The organism is Corallococcus carmarthensis (assembly GCF_003611695.1).
Classification (GTDB): domain Bacteria; phylum Myxococcota; class Myxococcia; order Myxococcales; family Myxococcaceae; genus Corallococcus; species Corallococcus carmarthensis.
The window spans coordinates 21389-40056 of sequence record NZ_RAWE01000002.1 but is presented as its reverse complement, the minus strand read 5'-3'; the positions used below and the strand labels follow the sequence as shown (position 1 = coordinate 40056).

18 protein-coding genes are annotated in these 18668 nt (G+C 69.5%); 12 read left to right on the top strand and 6 right to left on the bottom strand.

Translation table 11 applies throughout. The annotated features are described in order from the left end of the window. Positions 1 to 64: 64 nt before the first annotated feature. Positions 65 to 1399: an alpha/beta fold hydrolase gene (locus D7X32_RS00865; protein WP_158625566.1), complete on the bottom strand. Its 1335-nt coding sequence runs from the start codon at positions 1397 to 1399 to the stop codon at positions 65 to 67. Positions 1400 to 1502: 103 nt separating this feature from the next. Between D7X32_RS00865 and D7X32_RS44810 the strand changes: the two genes are divergently transcribed. Further along, positions 1503 to 2447, top strand: coding sequence for an AraC family transcriptional regulator (locus D7X32_RS44810; protein WP_158625565.1), 945 nt, complete (start codon positions 1503 to 1505; stop codon positions 2445 to 2447). On the opposite strand, the gene D7X32_RS00850 is transcribed toward D7X32_RS44810, so the two are convergent. Next, positions 2431 to 3075 carry a TetR/AcrR family transcriptional regulator gene (locus D7X32_RS00850; protein WP_120600570.1) on the bottom strand — a complete coding sequence of 215 codons (645 nt, stop codon included), beginning with the start codon at positions 3073 to 3075 and terminating at the stop codon, positions 2431 to 2433. The genes D7X32_RS44810 and D7X32_RS00850 overlap by 17 nt on opposite strands. Positions 3076 to 3171: 96 nt before the next feature. Here D7X32_RS00850 and D7X32_RS00845 point away from each other — a divergent pair, with 96 nt between their 5' ends. The 4 genes from D7X32_RS00845 (at position 3172) to queD (ending at position 6253) form a co-directional block, all read left to right on the top strand. Further along, complete coding sequence (locus tag D7X32_RS00845) at positions 3172 to 3987, top strand: alpha/beta fold hydrolase (RefSeq protein ID WP_120600569.1); 816 nt, start codon at positions 3172 to 3174, stop codon at positions 3985 to 3987. A gap of 16 nt (positions 3988 to 4003) precedes the next feature. Then, a complete protein-coding gene (locus tag D7X32_RS00840; protein ID WP_120600568.1) occupies positions 4004 to 5005 on the top strand; it encodes an extracellular catalytic domain type 1 short-chain-length polyhydroxyalkanoate depolymerase in 1002 nt (333 codons plus the stop codon). 120 nt (positions 5006 to 5125) lie between these two features. Next, positions 5126 to 5713: a hypothetical protein gene (locus tag D7X32_RS00835; RefSeq protein ID WP_120600567.1), complete on the top strand. Its 588-nt coding sequence runs from the start codon at positions 5126 to 5128 to the stop codon at positions 5711 to 5713. A gap of 141 nt (positions 5714 to 5854) precedes the next feature. After that, positions 5855 to 6253, top strand: a complete 399-nt coding sequence (gene queD, locus D7X32_RS00825; protein ID WP_120600566.1) for a 6-carboxytetrahydropterin synthase QueD — start codon at positions 5855 to 5857, stop codon at positions 6251 to 6253. A 7-nt stretch (positions 6254 to 6260) separates the two neighbouring features. Here queD and D7X32_RS00820 read toward each other — a convergent pair whose 3' ends face one another. Genes D7X32_RS00820 through D7X32_RS00810 form a run of 3 tightly spaced genes read right to left on the bottom strand, consistent with a single transcriptional unit; the run spans position 6261 to position 9111 of the window. Further along, positions 6261 to 6962 carry an SDR family NAD(P)-dependent oxidoreductase gene (locus tag D7X32_RS00820; RefSeq protein WP_120600565.1) on the bottom strand — a complete coding sequence of 234 codons (702 nt, stop codon included), beginning with the start codon at positions 6960 to 6962 and terminating at the stop codon, positions 6261 to 6263. Further along, positions 6955 to 7455: a 6-pyruvoyl trahydropterin synthase family protein gene (locus D7X32_RS00815; protein ID WP_120600564.1), complete on the bottom strand. Its 501-nt coding sequence runs from the start codon at positions 7453 to 7455 to the stop codon at positions 6955 to 6957. The genes D7X32_RS00820 and D7X32_RS00815 overlap by 8 nt, the downstream gene beginning before the upstream one ends. Positions 7456 to 7494: 39 nt before the next feature. Next, positions 7495 to 9111 (bottom strand): NADP-dependent glyceraldehyde-3-phosphate dehydrogenase, encoded by a 1617-nt coding sequence (locus D7X32_RS00810; RefSeq protein WP_120600563.1) that lies wholly within the window; start codon positions 9109 to 9111, stop codon positions 7495 to 7497. A 143-nt stretch (positions 9112 to 9254) separates the two neighbouring features. Between D7X32_RS00810 and D7X32_RS00805 the strand changes: the two genes are divergently transcribed. The 5 genes from D7X32_RS00805 to D7X32_RS00785 are packed head-to-tail and all read left to right on the top strand — an operon-like array spanning position 9255 to position 15246. Further along, positions 9255 to 11459, top strand: a complete 2205-nt coding sequence (locus D7X32_RS00805; RefSeq protein ID WP_171446050.1) for a YfbK domain-containing protein — start codon at positions 9255 to 9257, stop codon at positions 11457 to 11459. Positions 11460 to 11470: 11 nt separating this feature from the next. Next, positions 11471 to 13315, top strand: a complete 1845-nt coding sequence (locus D7X32_RS00800; protein WP_120600562.1) for a sensor histidine kinase — start codon at positions 11471 to 11473, stop codon at positions 13313 to 13315. Beyond that, entirely contained in the window at positions 13312 to 14013 is a 702-nt protein-coding gene (locus D7X32_RS00795) for a response regulator transcription factor (protein WP_120600561.1), read from the top strand. The genes D7X32_RS00800 and D7X32_RS00795 overlap by 4 nt, the downstream gene beginning before the upstream one ends. Continuing rightward, positions 14010 to 14456 carry a carboxypeptidase-like regulatory domain-containing protein gene (locus D7X32_RS00790; protein ID WP_120600560.1) on the top strand — a complete coding sequence of 149 codons (447 nt, stop codon included), beginning with the start codon at positions 14010 to 14012 and terminating at the stop codon, positions 14454 to 14456. The genes D7X32_RS00795 and D7X32_RS00790 overlap by 4 nt, the downstream gene beginning before the upstream one ends. Positions 14457 to 14499: 43 nt before the next feature. Beyond that, positions 14500 to 15246, top strand: a complete 747-nt coding sequence (locus D7X32_RS00785; protein ID WP_120600559.1) for a type 1 glutamine amidotransferase domain-containing protein — start codon at positions 14500 to 14502, stop codon at positions 15244 to 15246. A gap of 6 nt (positions 15247 to 15252) precedes the next feature. Here the strand turns inward: D7X32_RS00785 and D7X32_RS00780 are convergent, their stop codons facing one another. Then, positions 15253 to 16131 (bottom strand): hypothetical protein, encoded by an 879-nt coding sequence (locus D7X32_RS00780; protein ID WP_120600558.1) that lies wholly within the window; start codon positions 16129 to 16131, stop codon positions 15253 to 15255. A gap of 196 nt (positions 16132 to 16327) precedes the next feature. On the opposite strand from D7X32_RS00780, the gene D7X32_RS00775 reads away from it, so the two are divergent. Both D7X32_RS00775 and D7X32_RS00770 read left to right on the top strand, forming a co-directional pair. Then, on the top strand, positions 16328 to 17425 hold the full coding sequence (locus D7X32_RS00775; RefSeq protein WP_120600557.1) for a glycoside hydrolase family 43 protein: 1098 nt from the start codon (positions 16328 to 16330) through the stop codon (positions 17423 to 17425). 18 nt (positions 17426 to 17443) lie between these two features. Next, complete coding sequence (locus D7X32_RS00770) at positions 17444 to 18658, top strand: glycoside hydrolase family 19 protein (protein WP_120600556.1); 1215 nt, start codon at positions 17444 to 17446, stop codon at positions 18656 to 18658. Positions 18659 to 18668: the final 10 nt, after the last annotated feature.

Here is an 18668-nt window from a genome sequence, read left to right as displayed (position 1 = left end):
GGCGTGGCGACATTTAGCAATGCTTGCGCCAGCCGCCCATGACCGCCCTGGTGCTCCCCGGCGTTCAGGGCCGCATGAAGGCGCGAACCTCCGCGACCACCTGCTCCGCCGTGTCCTCGAAGAAGAAGTGGTTGGCGTTGGGAAGCCCGACCGTCCGGTGCTTCGGGAAGGCCTTCTCGAAGCGCTCGGTGTCGCTCCTGGGGAAGCCCTGGTCCAGGTGCGCCCAGAAGAGGAGGGCTTCCTTGTCGGCCAGACGCGGCAGGGCCGCTTCGACCTCCTGGAAGTACGCCGTCGCGGCGGTGATCTGCCCCGGGTAGAAGGCCGCGATGCCCCGGCGCTCCAGGGGGACGAAGGGCCGGAGATAGGTCTCCAGCACGCCGGAGGGCAGCTGGCGGACCACGCCGTTCTGGAGGCCGAAGGACGCGAAGCCGTTGAAGTTCAGCTGGAGGAACTCGCCCACGGGCCCACCCGCGATGACGGAGAAGATGCCGCGCGGCTCGCGCGTGCTCGTGGGCCAGGCCCAGGTGCTGCCCAGCACCACGCGCTTCACGAGCTCCGGCCGGCGCCCCGCGAAGCCCAGTCCAATCGGGCCACCCCAGTCCTGCATGACCAGCGTCACGTCCCGCAGCTGGAGCTGCTCGACGAACTCCTCCACGACGAGGCTCTCCTCCCGGGGCGTGAAGCCAAAGCCCGCCGGTGCCTCGGACAGACCGAAGCCCGGATAGTCGAGCGCGATGCAGCGGTACGAACCGCGCAGCCCGCGGATCAGCTCGCGCCACTGGTAGGACCAGGCGGGATTGCCGTGCAGGAAGAGGAGCGTCTCCCCCTGCCCTTCCTCCACGTAGTGGACGCGCGCGCCGCTCGGCAGCGTGACGAACCTGGAGCCTGCGCCGGCCAGTTCGCGCACCGGGGAGGCGCGTTCGCTCGACACCGCCCGGACGACGCCCACGGTCTCCAGCACGCCCAGCGCCAGGAGCGCGACGGTGCCCACGCGTGAGCGCCGGGAACTGTCCACGAAGCGAGGGACGAGCCAGGACACCACGACAGCGACACCGAGCAGCGCGGGCGCCGCCGCGACCGCCAGGCCTTCAGGTCCCCACACGGCCATCCCGCCCATCACACACAGCGCGAGCCCGACGAGCACCGCCGCCAGCGTGAGCCGGGGACGCGAAGACCGCGCCACGAGCAAGGGATACAGGAAGGCCGCCGTGACGGAGACGAGCAGGCACGCGGGCGCGACGACCGCGAAGCGAAGCGCCAGGAAGAACCCGATGCCCCGGACGTGCGGCGCGGTGAGCACGGCGAGGGTCGCGAGGCACACGACGAGGACCGCCGCGGCCCCTCCGGCCCGAAGCAGGTGGAACATCCGCATGCGTGTCTGTGTCGATGTCTGGGTCATGGAAGCGTCCTTTCTCCAGGGCGATGGGTAGTCCCGCGACGCTGGACGTTCCATGTGCGAAGCTCCGTGTTTCTCGTCCAATCGTCCGGAGGGAGCGCTCAAGATGGACGTCCTGGCGGATTCGCTTCGCAGCCTGAGATTGAAGACAGAGGTGTACGGCCGGCTGGAGCTGGGCGCGCCGTGGGGCATCAAGCTCGACCTGGGGCACCCGGGCTTCTTCCACGCGGTGTCTCGTGGCGGCTGCTGGCTGGAGGTGGAAGGCCAGCGCATCGCGCTCGCGGCGGGCGACTGGGTCTTCATCCTGGGCAGCGCGCCCCACTCCCTGCGCGACTCACCCCGGACGCGCACGCGCCCCCTGCCGGAGCTCTACGAGGAGACCGGAGCCCAATGCGGCGGCGTCCTGCGCCACGGTGGGGACGGGCTCCAGACGACGCTCGTCTCCTTCAGCTTCGGATTCGCGGGGGCGTGGCTCGACCGGCTCCTCGCGGGCCTGCCCCGGGTGCTGCACGTCCGGAGCGACGGAACCGGCTCCACGCGCCAGGTGGAGTCCGTCATCCAGCTCGTCGCCGCGGAGATGGAAGCCGGGCGCCCCGGACACGAGCTCGTCGCCACCCGGCTCGCCGACGTCCTGTTCATCCACGCGCTGCGCATGCACGTCGAAGCCTTCCCCGCCGGAAAGGGCGGCTGGCTCCGGGCGCTGGAGGATCCGCAGCTGGGCCGCGTCCTTCAGCAATTGCACGAACGCCCCCAGCACCCGTGGACGGTGGAGGCCATGGCGAAGCTCGCTGGCATGTCGCGGTCGACCTTCGCGGCGCGCTTCCAGCACGTCATCGGCGAGAGCCCCCTCACGTACCTGACGCAGTGGCGCATGCACACCGCCACGCGGCTGATGACGGAGAGCGATGCGTCCCTGACCGCCATCGCGGAGGCCGTGGGCTACGAAACGGACAGCGCCTTCGGGAAGGCCTTCAAGCGGCACGTGGGCAGCACGCCCGCCGCGTACCGCCGCCAGCTCCACCCGGCCCTGCCCCCTACTTCCCGGCCTTGACCCCCAGCATGCGCAGCGCCAGCTCCGCGTGCAGGTCCGCCAGCGCGTCCACGTCGAGCGCGGGCGTGGGTTCGAACCAGTAGGGCAGCCGCAGCCCCATGGCGGAGATGGCCGCCGCGACCACGCCCGCGTGCGGCACGGAGAACACGCCCTGTGAGCGGCCCCGCTCGATGACCGCGAGCAGCAGCGCCGACGACTGCTCCCGCAGCGCCAGCGAAGGCGCGGCCAGCTCCGGCGGCAGCGCGTGGATTTCGTCGTTCACCACCACTGCCAGCTGCGGATGGTTCGCGTGCAGCTGCGTGTGCGCCCGGACCAGGGCCCGGAGCTGCTCCACCGGCTTCGCGCCCGCGCCGAGCAGCGCCGTGCGAAGCCCCTCGTGGTGCGCCTCATGCCCCAGGCGCACCAGCTCCGCGAGCACGTGCTCCTTGGAGGCGAAGTGCGCGTAGAGCGCGCTGGGCCGCAGCTCCAGCTCCTTGGCCAGGTCCCGGATGGACGCGTCGTGGAAGCCCCGGCTCGCGAAGAGCTGGAGCGCTGTCTCCAGGATGCGGCGGCGCGTGCCGTCGGCCGACGCCGAGGCCGGAAGGACCGCCTTGCGCGAGCGAAGACGGGACGGGGAGGAGGACGCCATGGGGGCCACCTTGAAAAACGAACGGTCGTTCAGCTACGGTTCCACCTGCATTGGAAGCGTAGTCCAAACCCCCTCTGAACGGTCGTTCACCCGACGATGCCCACGTTCTCCCTTCCCGACGGCGTCACCCTGCACTTCCAGCAGTCCGGCGACGGGGCGCCCGTGCTGCTGCTCCACGGGCTGGGGTCTTCGGGCAGCGACTGGGACCTGGTGGCGCCCCGGCTGTCGGCGCACCACCGCGTGTTCATTCCGGACGCGCGGGGCCACGGCCAGAGCGGCAAGCCGGCGGGCGCCTACGGCGTGGCCCTCTTCGCCCGCGACATCGCGGCGCTGTGCGACGGGCTGGGGCTGTCCCAGGTGCACGTCGTCGGGCTGTCCATGGGCGGGATGATGGGCTTCCAGCTGGCGGTGGACCGGCCGGACCTGGTGCGCAGCCTGACCGTGGTCAACAGCGGGCCGGACATGGTGGCTCGCACGCTGCGCCGGAAGCTGGAGTTCGCGGCGCGCTTCTTTGTGCTGCGGCTGCTGGGGCCCCGCGCGCTGGCGAAGCGCATCGCCCCAAAGCTGTTCCCCAAGCCGGAGCAGGAGGACCTGCGACAGCGGGCCATTGAATCCCTGGGCGCCAACGCACCGGACGTCTACCTGCGCGCGACGCGGGGGTTGGCCGGATGGAGCGTCCAGGACCGGCTGAAGGACATCACCTGTCCCGTGCTCGTGCTGCACTCCGAACGGGACTACACGCCGCTGTCCACGAAGCAGGCCTACGCGGGCCAGCTCAAGGACGCGTGGCTCCATGTGCTGACGGATTCCGGGCATGCCGCGCCCGTGGATCAACCCGGACAGGTCGCCGACGTGGTGGAGAGGTTCCTCCGGGAGGTCGAGTCACCCGGGCGCATGACGCGTCCTGGCTGAAGCAGGAGGCAGACACATGTCGGTGACTCGGAAGGTCCAGGCCATGTCTCGCATGGCGGTGGGGCTGTGCGCGCTGTTCGCGGTGCTGGGGGCCACGCAGGCCCGGGCGGGCGAGTGGGTCCACGGCGTCTATTCGAACGTCTGGGGCACCCGGAGCTTCCAGCTCTGGGTCCCCACCGGCTACCAGCCCGGTGAGCCGCTCCCGCTCGTCGTCGGGCTGCATGGCTGTCTTCAGAACCCGGACCAGTTCGCGGGCCTGTCGCGGCTGAACGCGAAGGCGGACGCGGAGCGGTTCCTGGTGCTCTATCCCAACCAGGCGATGTTCGCGAACGGCACCCAGTGCTGGAACTTCATGTTCTCCTCCAACCAGGAGCGAGGCATTGGCGAGCCGTCCATCGTCGTGGGCATGGTGGACTGGGTGAAGGGCCACTACGCGGTGGACTCGCGCCGCGTCTACCTGGGCGGCGTCTCCGCGGGCGCGGTGATGACCAGCATCCTGATGGCCTGCTACTCGGATGTGTTCACCGCGGGGATGGTGGGCGCGGGCGCCATGTACAAGGCGGCCACCACGGCGTCCGGCAGCCTCTACGCCATGACCTTCGGCAGCATCTATTCACCGGATGACCGCGGCTATGACGCGTGGGCGTGCTCAGGCAAGCCGCGCCGGAACGTGCCGGTGCTCGTGGTCCACGGCACGTCCGACGACGTCGTCAATCCCGTCAACGGCCAGCAGACCGCGCGCCAGTTCGTCCAGACGAACGACTACGGCGACGACGGCTCGAACAACAACAGCGTGTCCAACACCCCGGCCCGGGTGACGACCGCGGTGTCGCCGGGAGGCCGCAAGTACACCGTGAGGGACTACGTCTCCAACGGCGTGCTCCTGGTCCAGCACATCGAAATCCAGGGCATGGGTCACGCGTGGCCCGGTGGTGACGGCGCCTTCCCGTTCGCGGACCCCGCGGGTCCCGACGGAACCACCATCATGTGGGACTTCTTCAAGCAGCACTCCCGCTAAGGCGCGCGGCCCGTCCGGCGACTCCAGGACTACCCGGCAAGACGTGGACAGCACGTCCACCGCCATGTTGAGCTTGAGGCAAAGGCATACATCGCCCGCACGCCCCGAGACGCCTGGCCCATGTCCTTCTTCGAAGTGCTCTCACCGATTCCCCAGAAGATGGACATGGGGGGCGACCTCCCGCTGCGCTTCAGCACCCGCCCGCTGGTCGGGCAGGTGGTGTGGCCGCTGCTCGGGTTCGTGCTGCTGGTCGTGCTCCCCGTGGCCTACGCACTGGACCAGGGCCTGTCCCTGGCCCTGCTGCGCGAGCAATGGATGTTGCCGCTGGTGGGCGTCCTGGGCCTGTTCGTGACCGGGACGCTCATCGTGCGGTGCCTGAGCACCCGGCTGGAGGTGGTGGTGACGGCCTCGGAGGTGTCGCTGCGCGGCGCCGGGGCCCTGCGAGCCTTCACCTGGAACGAGCCCCTGGCCCACTACGCCGGCCTCGACTGCGAGCGGCGCCACCACCCGGACTGGATTGGCGCGCAGGACGAGTACGGCATCGCGCTGTCGCACCGGAAGGACCCCGAGCGCAACGTCGTCGTGCACTGGGGCCGTGATGCCCGGCGCTTCGAGGACCGGCTCGCGCGCTACGCCCAGCTGCTCCGGCTCCCCGTCCGCCGGGAGCAGCGCGCGCCCAGCGCGCAGCCGCGCGTCGCCCGGAGGTAACCCGCCGCGCCTTCGAAGGGATGAAGCCGGGCTGGCCGGGGGTGCTCGCACGGCTGGGAGCCGCACTCGGCGTCTGACTGCCCGGCCCCTGATACGACCCCCCGTGGACGGAGGGGGGGAACGCGGATACAAGGCCGCCGAATGGAGGCCGTTCCCGTGAAGAAGCCCACCCTCGTCACCGAAATCTCGAAGGAGTTCACCTTCGAGGCCGCGCACCGCCTGCCCAACGTTCCCGAGGGGCACAAGTGCTCGCGGGTGCACGGCCACAGCTACCGCATCGAAATCACCCTCCGCGGCCCCGTGCACCCCCACTTCGGGTGGATTGTCGACTTCGCGGAGCTGAACGCCGCGTGGCAGCCGTTCCACGCCCAGCTGGACCACCGGCTGCTCAACGACGTCCCCGGCCTGGAGAACCCCACGAGCGAGCTGCTGGCCGCGTGGCTCTTCGAGCGCGTCAACGTGCCGGGCACCACCGTCGCGCGCATCCGCGTCGCGGAGACCTGCACGTCTTCGTGCACCGTCTACGCCGCGGAGGGCTGAAGCCGCTTCAGCGCTCCACCTGTCCCAGGTTGGCGTGGATGACCGCGCCATTCAGGACGGGGGTGGTGGCGCAGGTGTAGAGCACGCCGGCGATCTCCTCCGGCGTGATGAGCCGCCCGAACGTGGTCATCCCCGCCACGCTCGCCCGGACGGCGGGGTCCGCGCCCATGTGCTCGCGGAGCATCTCCGTGTCCGTGAAGCCCGGGCAGACGCAGGCGGTGTGGACCCGGGTCCCCGCCAGGTCCTGGCAGGTGGCCCGCATCATCCCGATGAGCGCGTGCTTGGTCGTCACGTAGGACGCCACGCCCTTCACGGCCTTCTCCCCCAGCGTGGACGACACGTAGAGCAGGGACGAGCCGTCCGTGAGCAGCGGCCGCGCCAGGCGGTTGAGCACCAGCGGGGCCACGACGTTGACCTCCAGCACGCGGCGCAGGTGGTCCGCGTCCATGGTCAGCGCGTCGTCGCGCTCGTACAGGGCGGCGTTGTGCACGACGCACAGGCGTCCCTGGCTGGCGCCGTCACGGAGCGCTTCTTCGACGGCGGGCTCCCAGCCCGGCTCGGCCAGGTCCACCCGTACGTTGACGACGTCCGGCACGGTGCACGGGCTGCGCGACACGTTGATGACGCGCCAGCCCTCCTTGCGGAAGCGCTCCGCCGCCGCCCGCCCGATGCCACGGCTGGCACCGGTGATGAGGACCTGATCAGGCATCGCGCTTCCACTCCCAGGAGGCCCACTGGCCCGGGCCTGACGCGCACTTCACCACCAGCTGCGTGACGTGGTCGCGGGCCATGCCGCTGCCGTCGCCCACCAGCTCCTCGCCGAAGACGCGCGCCAGCTCCTCCAGCGACACGTTGGCCACCGGCAGCACCGTCACGTCGCGCGCGAGGAAGCGCAGCTCCTCACCGTTGAAGTGCGCCACGTGGTTGCCCTGCGCGTCCCGCTCCAGCCGCAGGTGCTTGGAGCGGCTGGGGAGGAAGAAGGTCTCGTTCCACGCCTTGCAGCGGGCGATGATGGCCTGCTTGAGCGGACCGTAGTCCGAGAGCAGGCCATCGTCGGACACCTCCCCCGTCAGCGCGACGTAGACGGAGAAGTTGTGCCCATGCAGGTTCTCGCGGTGCGTGGCGGAGAAGATGGTGAAGTGCCCCGCGGAGAACTTCATCTCTTCCTTGTGCAATTCGAGGGTCGTCGTGCGCGGCGCCATGGGATGGCCCCAGGCTTAGCACCCGGGGCCAAGGCCGGACTAGAAGAGGAAATCCGTGGTGAGGAAATCCGACTCTCTGCGGGTCAGGATGGATTGGACGAGCGTGGTGTTGTCCGGCGTCGTCTTCGTCGCCACCAGCGTGCGGATGGAGAACACCCGCAGCGCGTCCGCCACGGACAGCGTCCCTTCCGCGGAGTCCTTGCGCCCGTTGAACGGGAACGTGTCCGGCCCGCGCTGGCACTGGCAGTTGAGGTTGATGCGGCCCACCTGGTTGGAGAACGCGTCGATGAACCGGCCGACGCGCGCCGAGTCCTTCCCGAACAGGCTCAGCTGCTGACCGAACTGCGACTCCACCACCAGCCGCACGGCCTCCGCGTCGTCGTCGAAGACCATCACCGGCACCACCGGGCCGAACTGCTCCTCGGTGGCCAGCCGCATGTCCTTCGTCACCGGGTACACCACCGTGGGTGAATAGAACGACCGCGCCCCCTGCCCGCCTGTCTGGTTCACCACGCGGGCGCCCTTGGCCACGGCGTCGTCCACCAGGCCTTGCAGGTACGTCCCCTTGCCCGGCTCCGGCAGCGGCGTGACGGCGACGCCCGGGTCCCAGGGCATGCCGGGCTTGAGCTTGTCCACGGCGGCGGTGAACTTCGCGAGGAACGCGTCCACGATGTTCCGGTGCACCACCAGCAGCTTGAGCGCCGTGCACCGCTGGCCGTTGAAGGACAGCGTGCCGGTGATGCACTCCTTCACCGCGTTATCCAGGTCCGCGTCCTCCAGGATGATGGCAGGGTTCTTCGCGTCCAGGCCCAGCACGGACTTGAGGCGGTGCGGCCGGGGGTGCATCCGCTTCAGCTCGCTGGCGCCCTTGTTGGTGCCGATGAAGGCGAACAGGTCCACCTGCCCGCTCTCCATCAGCGCGCCCACCGTCTCCCGGCCGCGGCCGTAGATGATGTTGATGACGCCGGGCGGGAAGCAGTCGCGGAACGCCTCCAGTAGCGGACGCACCAGCAGCACGCCGAACTTCGCCGGCTTGAACACCACGGTGTTGCCCATCAGCAGCGCGGGGAAGAGCGTGCTGAAGGTTTCGTTCAGCGGGTAGTTGTAGGGCCCCATGCACAGGGCCACGCCCATGGGCGCGCGGCGGATCTGCGCCATGATGCCCTGGTCCTGGACGAAGCGGGACGAGGTGCGGTCCAGCTCCTTCAGCGCGCGGATGGTCTCCACGATGAGGTCCACCGTGCGGTCGAACTCCTTCTCCGAGTCCGGCTGCGTCTTGCCAATCTCCCACATGAGCAGGTTCACTACGGCGGTGCGCTGGGCCCGCATGGCGATGAGGAAGCGCTCCACGTGCTCGATGCGCTCGGCGACCTTGAGGGAGGGCCAGACGCCCCGGCCGGAGTCATAGGCCTTCACCGCCGCCGCGAGCGCGTCCAGGGACTCGCGCGAGGTGAGCAGCGGCGTCGCGCCAATCACCTTCTGCTTCAACCCTTCGGGGGTCCGGACGAACACGGGGCTGGCCACAGGGTTGAGCTCGCCTGCCCAGGTGCGCAGCTCGCCTCCCACGAGGTACTCGCGCTGCTCCAGATACGCGGGCAGGCGCACTCCGGGAGGAATCTGCTCTTCGGTGGGAAAGAGGGTGTCCAGTGCGGTCATGGACGGCCTTTCTAATCAGACACCCGGCCCCCAGCACGATTTCCCGTCATGATGAAACCATGATGAGGAGACGAGCCCCCCATGCGGTTCGATGCGGGGCGCATCTGGATGATGGCTCCACCCTGATGCGCGTGAGGTGGTCCATGCTGAAGTCCCTCCTGAGAAGCACCCTGCCGCTGCTCCTGATGATGTCCTCCGAGCCCGTCCTGGCCCAGCTGGACGCGGGCACCATCGGCAAGGGTGTCATCATCGGCACGGTGATTGACGCCAGCACCAACAAGCCCGTGCAGGATGTGGTTGTCACCGCGACCTCGCCGAGCCTGCAGGGTGAACAGACGGTCGTCACGGACGCCCAGGGGAACTACCGCATCCCCCAGCTTCCCCCGGGCACATACACCCTGCGGTTCGAAATGGAGTCGTTCAAGCCGTTCACCCGCCCGGAAGTCCAGCTGCTCCTCAACCGCACCATCCGCGTGAACGTGGCGATGCTCCCCGAGAACTTCTCGTCGACAGACAGCATCGTTGGCGCTCCTCCCACCATCGACGTGGGCTCGTCGAATCATGGCGTGAACGTGGACCAGGAGTTCATCCGGCGCATCGCGGTGGCACGCCCGGTGGGCAAGGGCGGTGCGGCGCGCAACTTCGAGTCACTCGCGGAGGGCCCGCCGTCGAACACCTCTGACTCCTCCGGTGTCGGCATCGGCACGTCCACGCCAGGAGGAGGCTACGTCGTCGATGGGCTGAGCGCGGATGCCCCTGCCTACGGCGTCAACGGTTCGGACCGCCAGCGCGCGCCGTCCTGGGCCCTGCCGTACATGCACGTCGTCGTCCCGGACGGCACGCCACAGACGGTGTACCGCGCGCCCACGCCCTCGGCGGTTCCCGCGCCGGAGCGCACCGTGGCCCCCAAGGGCCAGCGCTTCTTCGACATGTACTTCAAGGGCTACGGCGTGAACCCCACCGTGGACACCGAGGAGGAGCGCTTCTCCACCTTCTCCGTGGACACCGACACGGCGTCGTACTCGCTGACGCGCGCCTACCTGGAGCGCGGCGCGCTTCCGGATGAGCAGGCCGTGCGCGTGGAGGAGTTCGTCAACACCTTCGACTACGGTTACGCCAACGCCCCGGACGCGCCCTTCAGCGTGAACGTGGAGGGCTTCCCCTCCCCCGCCCGCAAGGGCTACCAGGTGGTGCACATCGGCGTGAAGGCGCGAGACGTGAGCCGCGCCCAGCGCAAGCCGGGGCACCTGGTCTTCGTCATCGACGTGTCCGGCTCCATGAACATGGAGAACCGGCTGGGCCTGGTGAAGCGGTCGCTGCGCCTGCTGGTGGACGCGCTGGATGAGCGGGATTGGGTGTCCATCGTCGTCTACGGCAGCGAGGCCCGTCAGGTGCTCCCCCCCACCAACGCCACGCAGAAGGCCGACATCCTGGGCGCCATCGACAGCCTCCACTCGGAGGGGTCCACCAACGCGCAGGCCGGCATGGAGCTGGGCTACGCGCTGGCCGCGAGCCACCTGCTGAAGGGCGGCATCAACCGCATCATCCTCTGCTCGGATGGCGTGGCGAACAACGGCATCACCGAGGCGGACGGCATCTGGGCGCGCGTGAAGGAGCAGGCGGCGGCGGGCATCACCCTGTCCACCGTGGGCTTCGGCATGGGCAACTACAACGACGTGCTGATGGAGCGGCTGGCCCAGGTGGGTGAAGGCAACTACTCCTACGTGGACAAGCTGGAGGAGGCCCGCCGCATCTTCGTGCAGAACCTCACCGGCACGCTCCAGGTGGTGGCCAAGGACGTGAAGCTCCAGGTGGAGTTCGACCGCAAGACGGTGTCCCGCTACCGCCTCATCGGCTACGAGAACCGGCTGCTCACCAAGCAGCAGTTCAACGATGACCGCGTGGACGCGGGAGAAGTGGGCGCGGGCCACGCCGTCACCGCCCTCTACGAGGTGAAGCTGCTCGACCCGTCGCAGACGAACTTCGGCACGCTGCGCATCCGCTACAAGGCCCCGGAGGGCGGCAGCTCCCGTCTCATCGAGAAGGCCATGCCCGTGACGCTCCTGCGTCCGGCCTATGAAAAGGCCGCGTCCCCCACCCGCCTGTCCTACGTCGCCGCCGCCTTCGCGGAGAAGCTGCGCGGTTCCTACTGGGCGCGCCCGCTCACCTACGACGCGCTCGTGTCGCTGTGGGAGGAGCTGGGCACGCCGCTGAAGACCCGTCAGGACGTGGTGGAGCTGGGTGAGCTCATCCGGCTGGCGAAGAAGCTGGACCGCCGCGAGGACCGCTTCGAGTCCATCTCGCCGGTGCGCACCATGGACGCCGACCGCGTCCCCACCATCAAGTAAGGCCCATCCGGATGCCGCGCAGGCTGCTGCCCACCCTCGTCGCCCTCGTGCTCGGCCTCGCCGGGCTCGGGGTCGGCCTGGGCTATCTCCACCGCATCTTCGCCGCCGAACGCGAGGATGCGCGGGCCTCGCTCCGCTCCCGGCGCGAGGCCCTGGAGCAGTACGCCCGAGCGTCGCTGGGACAGGCCTTGCGCGAAGGCCTGGACGGCGCGCGCTCCACGCTGGCGGCGGCGAAGGAGGATCCGCTGTTGGCCGCGCCGGGGCTGTACCTGCGGGAACAGGGGGAGCAGGTCCTGCCCCGGCTGGCCCTCTTCGACACGGCCGGGGACGCGCCCGCGAAGGAGCGCTACGCGAGGCTCCGCGCGGGCACGGAGGTCGCGGACGAGGACGAGGGCCCGTGGAACGAGCGGCTGGAGCGCATGGCCCTGGTGGAGCAGTCCCTGGCGGCGAAGGACCGGAAGGCCACGCTGCTGTCGCTGATGGCGCTGCTCCAGCACCGCTCCCGCTTCGTGCTCGCGTCCACGCGCGACCTGCCGTCGCTGCTGGTGGTGCTGGAGGACGTGGCGGCGCGGGGCGACGTGGTGCCGGACCTGATGCAGGCCCTGGTGCGCAATGGGCTCGTGGATGGGCAGGGCGGCGGACGGCTGGAGGGATTGCAGCGGCTGCTGCTTCTCAAGCGCTCGCGCTTCACACAGGAGGACTTCGAATTCCTGCGCGCGAAGGTGGCGGCGCTCTCCACGCGCGTGGGTGTGCCGGTGGCGGACTTCGAAACGCGAGCGCGCGAGCTGGCCACGTCACCGCTGCCGCTTCCCGAGGAGGTCCTGGAGCCGGTGCTGGCGCGGTCCGGCTGGTACCTGGAGCCGCTTCAGGGAAGCGACGTGCGCGGGCTGGCGCTGGACCTGCCCGGGCTCCTGACGGGGCTCACCCGCGAGATGCGCGAGCGCGGCCTGCTGGAGGCGGACGGGCGCGTGGCCCTGCCGGGGGACGCGCCGGTGCTGCCACTCGCGTCGCTGCCGGTGGCGGTGGAGTCGTCCGCGTGGGCGCGGGGAGAAGAAGCGCTGGAGAGCCGCTACCAGCTCAAGACGCTGATGCTGGCCCTGTGCGCGGCGCTGGCGATCATCATCGCGGCGCTGGCCTTCGTGGCGCAGCAGCGCAAGTACCGCTTCCTGGAGCTGAAGAGCGACTTCGTGGCCACGGTGTCGCACGAACTGCGCACGCCGCTGGCATCCATCCGCCTGCTCGCGGAGACGCTGGAGTGGCGGGTCGCGGAGGGCGCGGACGCGAAGGACTACCCCGCGCGCATCATCCGCGAGGCGGACGGGCTGGGCTTCCTCGTGGAGAACCTGCTGTCCTTCAACCGCATCGACAAGGGGCGCTGGGTGCCGAAGCTCGCGCCCGTGCGGCTGGACGAGCTGGTCTCCAACCTGCGCCGGGACCTGGAGTCCGGCGCGCCGGTGCCGGTGGAGCTGACCGCGGACGTGGACGCGCGCGAGCTGAACGCGGACGCGCAGTTGCTGCGCCTCCTCTTGGCGAACCTGGCGCGCAACGCGTGCGCGTACAACACGCGCAGCCCCGTGCGCCTGCGCATCCAGACGCTGTCCGGAGGGCGCGTGCACTTCACGGACAACGGCACCGGCATCCCACAGGCCGAGTGGGAGCGCGTCTTCGGCGAGTTCTACCGGCTGTCTGGCCGTGACGGCCGCGAGGTGCCCGGCAGCGGGCTGGGGCTCGCGCTGTGCCGGAAGATTGCCCGGCTGCACGGAGGCACGCTGCGGGTGGCGGCCTCCAGCCCCGAAGGCACCACCTTCGAACTGACCCTTCCCGAGTACCGGCCTGACGCCCGGAGCACCGCATGACCACCGCCGCCCCCACCGTCCTCGTCGTGGAGGACGACCCGAACCTGCGGCTCGCGCTGCGCGACAACCTGGAGCACCAGGGCGGCTACGCAGTGGAGGAGGCCGCCACGGTGAAGGAGGCACGCGAGCAGCTGTCCCGCCGCGACTTCCAGCTCATCCTCCTGGACGTGATGCTGCCGGATGGCGACGGCTACACGCTCTGCCGCGCGCTGCGCGAGGAGGGCCTGGGCGTGCCGGTGCTGATGCTCACCGCGCGCACACTGGAGGAGGACGTGGTGCGCGGCTTCGAGTCCGGCGCGCAGGACTACCTGGGCAAGCCCTACCGGCTGCGCGAATTGCTCGCGCGCGTGGGCGCCCACCTGAAGCGCGGTGGCGGTGTCTCCCCGGCGAAGTTGCTGCGCTTCGCGGGCTACAGCATGGACCTGGACCGGCGGCGGGTGGAGTCGCCCGAGGGCGCGGAGGTGGAGCTGACGCGCAAGGAGTTCGACCTGCTGGCCTTCTTCCTGAAGGAGCGCGAGCGGGCGCTCAAGCGGGACGAAATCCTGGACGCCGTCTGGGGCACGGACGTGGTGGTGGATCCACACACCGTGGACAACTTCGTCTCCAGCCTGAAGCGCAAGCTCAAGTGGACCAGCGCCTCCCGCTTCTCCATCCAGACCGTGCGCGGCGTGGGCTACCGTATGGAGGTCGAGCGATGAAACTCCTGATCCACGTCCTGCCGTGCCTCGTCTTGTTGCTGGCCTCTGCCCCCACGAGCGCCCAGTCCGACAGCGCCATCTTCGGCACCGTCGTTGACGTCGTCACCCGGAAGCCCATCGCGGACATGGTCGTCACCGCGGTCTCGCCCTCCCGCAGGAAGGATGTGGTCGTGGTCACGGACCTCCAGGGCAACTTCCGCATCCAGAACCTGCCGCCGGGACGCTACACGCTGCGCTTCGAGCGGGAGTACTACCACCTGTACGTGCGCGGGGACCTCCAGCTCCAGGAGGGACACTCCCTGCGGGTGCGCGCCGAAGTGGTTCCAGACCCGAACGAGCCCATCATCGGGTGCGGGCCTCTGCCTCCCGATTTCGATGCGGGTCCGCCAATGGACGCAGCCCCGGCTCCTGACGTTGAGCGTGCTCCTTCCGGGCCCAGGTAGGTGACCGCTTGTCAGCCCCGGGGCCCCGGGAAAGACTGGCCGCATGGCCTCCGCCCGCCGCGTCCTCGTCCCGCTGCCCGACCATGACTTCGACGTCACCGAGGTGGCCGTCCCCTGGCGCCTGCTCACCGACGCGGGCCACGAGGTGGTGTTCGCCACGGAGAAGGGCCACATGCCCGCCGCGGATCCGCTGCTGCTCACCGGCGTGCTCTTCGGGAAGCTGGGCGCGGACCCAGAGCCCCGGCGCTTCTACGGCGACCTCACGCTCACGGAGGCCTTCCAGAAGCCGCTGACCTGGGACGCGGTGACGCCGTCGGACTTCGACGCGCTCCTCCTGCCCGGGGGCCACGCGCCGGGCATGCGGCAGTACCTGGGCAGCCATGCGCTCCAGGCGAAGGTGGCGGCGTTCTGGGCGCTCCAGCGGCCCGTCGCGGCCATCTGCCACGGCGTGCTGGTGCTGGCGCGCACCCAGGACCCCGCCACCGGGAAGAGCGTGCTCCACGGCACGCGCACCACATGCCTGCCGAAGTACATGGAGCGCTCCGCGTACCTGCTGACCGCGTGGAAGCTGGGGCGCTACTACCGCACCTACCCCGCCTACGTGGAGGAGGAGGTCATCGCCGCGCTCGCGGACGCAAGCCACTTCGAGCGCGGGCCCCGCGTCCTGTCCAAGCGCGGCACCGCGACGGACCACGCGCCCGCCTTCGTGGTGGAAGACGGGCGCTACGTGTCCGCGCGGTGGCCGGGGGATGCGTACCTCTTCACGGAGCGCTTCTTGAAGCGCCTGTGAGGCGGCTCAGGACTCGTCGCCGCTGCTGTCGGACATGTAGCCGCCGACATCCTTGAACTGCGTCGGCGTCTCCGGCGGCTTGCGCAGCTTCTTGTCGTCGTAGTTGACCGTGCGGCGCATGTACTCCGGGTTGACCGCCATGGGGAACGTGGGCGTCTTCCCCTTGAAGGCATCGTCCAGGCTGATCTTCCCGTCCTGCACCATGCGCAGCGTCGCGCGGCCCGCCTTGCCGGAGCCGCCCACGCGCATGGGCTCGGACACGTTCATGATGGCCGTGAGCTTGGCGGCGGCGTTCTTCGACTTGTTGTCGGTGAGGTGCTGCGGAGCCTTGCCGTCCAGGCTGTTGAGCAGGTCGGTGGCGATCTCCTTGTCGCTCTTGCCACTGGCCTTCAGCGCATCCACCAGGTGCGAGTACCGGTCTCCCACCTTCTGGTTGCCGTAGTCCTTCTTCGCCTGGCTGGTGATCTTGAAGGCCGGGTCGGACGTGGGGAACTTGCTCGCGTTCACCGGGCCGAAGGGCGTCTCCACCCGCGTCTTGCCGGCCGTCTTCGGGTCCAGCTTCTGGAAGCCCTGCGCGGTGCTCACGAAGCCGCTGCGGCCGTCCGACGAGCCCACCGCGTCCGCGGACGACTGACGGCGCTCCTCGCGAAGCTTCGCCCGCTTCAGGCGGGCCTCCGTCGTGTTGTCCTTGATGTCTGTCTTCGCCAGCTTGTTCGGCTCCGACGACGACGCCGCGTCCGACGCATCCAGCGGGCGCTTCTTGCTCGTGCTCGCGGTGCTCGTGGAAGGCGTGGAGACGGCGTTCGGGGCCTTGGGGGTGCTGGACGGCGGCGACTTCGGGAGCGACGGCGCCTTGAAGCTGGAGCCACCAATCGACTTGGGCATGAGGGGCCTCCTGGGGGAACAGGGGAACGAACCGGACCCAGCCTAACCAGCGCCGGACCCGCGCGCCTGGAGTCCTTCCATCCCCGTTCAATCCCCGCCGTTTCGGATTCCCCGGATTGACGGAAGACCCTGACAATGGCATGGAGCCTGGGCGACTTTGTTTTTCAGACAAAGAAAGTTTTCCCAGGAGATGTGGATGCGTGCCCTGAAGTTCCTTCTCATTCCGGCGCTTGCGGCCACCCTCCAGGCCTGCGGGCCCGAGCCCCGGAGCCCGGAAGCGCCCGCGTCCCCTGCCGACGAGCCGGGCACGAGCCGTCAGGAGGCGCGGCTGTCCCTCAAGAACGCGGACCCGACCATCCTCCGGGTGGACAGCACGTACATCTCCGCGGAGTCGGACGGCGCCCGGCTCTACGTGCGCACGGCATCGTCGGTGGACGCGCTGGCGGGGGCCGCGCGGCAGCAGGTGTGGGGCAACCCCAACGGCCTGGGCGAGGTCTGGGCGCCCGAAATCGTCCGGGACGGCAGCACCTACGTCATCTACTTCGCGGCCGGCACGGGCAATGGCCACCGCATGTATGCCATCACGTCGCAGTCGCCCAACACGGGCTACTCCGCGGCGGTGCGGATGGCGCTGCCCGGCGACAAGTGGGCCATCGACGGCACGGCGTTCACCTACCGGGGACAGCGCTGGTTCGTCTGGTCCGGCTGGGAGGGCGACGCCAACGGCGAACAGACGCTCTTCATCGCGCGCATGTCCAACCCCACCACCATCACCGGCGGGCGCTTCGTCATCTCCCAGCCTCGCGAGTGGTGGGAGAAGGTCGACGTCAATCCGCCCACGCGCGTCAACGAGGGCCCCGAGGCCATCATCGACCCGAGCGGACAGCTGCACGTCGTGTACTCGGCCAACGGGAGCTGGGACACGAACTACTGTCTGGCGGACCTGCGCCTGCGCCTGGACGGCGACCCGACCTATGTCTGGGATTGGTTCAAGTCCAATGGCTGCCTCTTCGGCTCGCGCCGCGACATCATGATGAGCGGCTGGGACCCCACCCTCTCCGCGAAGGGCGTGGGCCACCACACGTTCGTGCTGCTCAACGGCGACATCAACACCAGTCCGCCCGCGGGGCCCCGGTTCCCGCTCGCCTACCACGGCGTGCCCAACGGGGACTTCCCCAATCCCTTCTGGTCCGGCCGCTACTGGTACTCCGGCTCGTTCCAGTGGTGGGGAAACATCACGTACACGCGCGGCAGCCTCAGCAACACGGGCTGGAGCCTGAAGTTCTACGAGTAGCACCCACCGGAGGACGTCATGAACCACAAGGGAATGATCCGCGGTCTGTCGTTGCTGGGAGTCGTGGGCGTGCTGGGCGGCTGTTCAGGGCCGGAGACGGGAGGCACGCCTCCAGAGGCCACCGGACAGGTGGAGAGCGCCGCCGTCGTGTCGACCATCACGGAGGGCGACTACGTCATCCGCTCGGTGCGGACGAACAAGTGTATCGACGTGGCCTCGTCCAGCACGGCGGACGGCGCGAAGGTGCAGCAGTGGGACTGCAACGGCACCAACGCGCAGAAGTTCCACATCTCGCCCACGTCGGACGGGTTCTTCAAGATCATCAACGTCAACAGCGGCAAGGCCCTGGACATCGCGGGGGTCAGCACCGCGGAGAACGCCGTCCTCCACCAGTGGAGCTACGTTGGCGGCGCCAACCAGCAGTTCCAGTTCGTGAACCGGGGCGGCACGCAGTTCAGCTTCCACCCGCGCCACACGGGCATGGCCATGGACCTGTCCTATGGCTCCCCGGACAACGGCACCCTCATCGTCCAGTACCCGTTCTACGCGGACCGCGACAACCAGCGCTGGACGTTCGACCTGGTCTCCGGCGGCGGTGGAGGCGGCGGCTCGGGCTTCGCGGGCATCCTCACCCGCGACACGTTCAACGCCATGTTCCCCAGCCGCAACGGCTTCTACACCTACGACGCGCTCATCGCCGCCGCGGCCACCTTCCCGAGCGTGGCGACCACCGGTGACACCGACACGCGCAAGCGCGAGGTGGCCGCGTTCCTGGCCAACGTGTCGCACGAGACGGGCGGGCTCGTGTACATCGAGGAGATCAACAAGGCGGATTACTGCGACACGTCGTGGGGTCCGCCGGGTTGCAGCTGCGCGCCGGGCAAGCGGTACTTCGGACGCGGTCCCATGCAGCTGTCTTGGAACGGCAACTACTGCGCGGCGGGCAACGCGCTGGGCCTGCCGCTCCAGGCGAACCCGGACCTGCTGGCCCAGGACGCGAACGCCGCGTGGCGCACGGGCTTCTGGTTCTGGACCACGCAGAATGGCGCGGGCTCCATGACGGCGCACAACGCCATCGTCAACGGCGCGGGCTTCGGTGAGACCATCCGCACCATCAACGGGTCGCTGGAGTGCTACGGCCGCAACCCTGGCCAGGTGCAGAGCCGCATCGACAAGTACCAGCAGTTCTGCGCCCTGCTCGGCGTGAGCCCCGGCAACAACCTGGGCTGCTGACGGCGCGCCG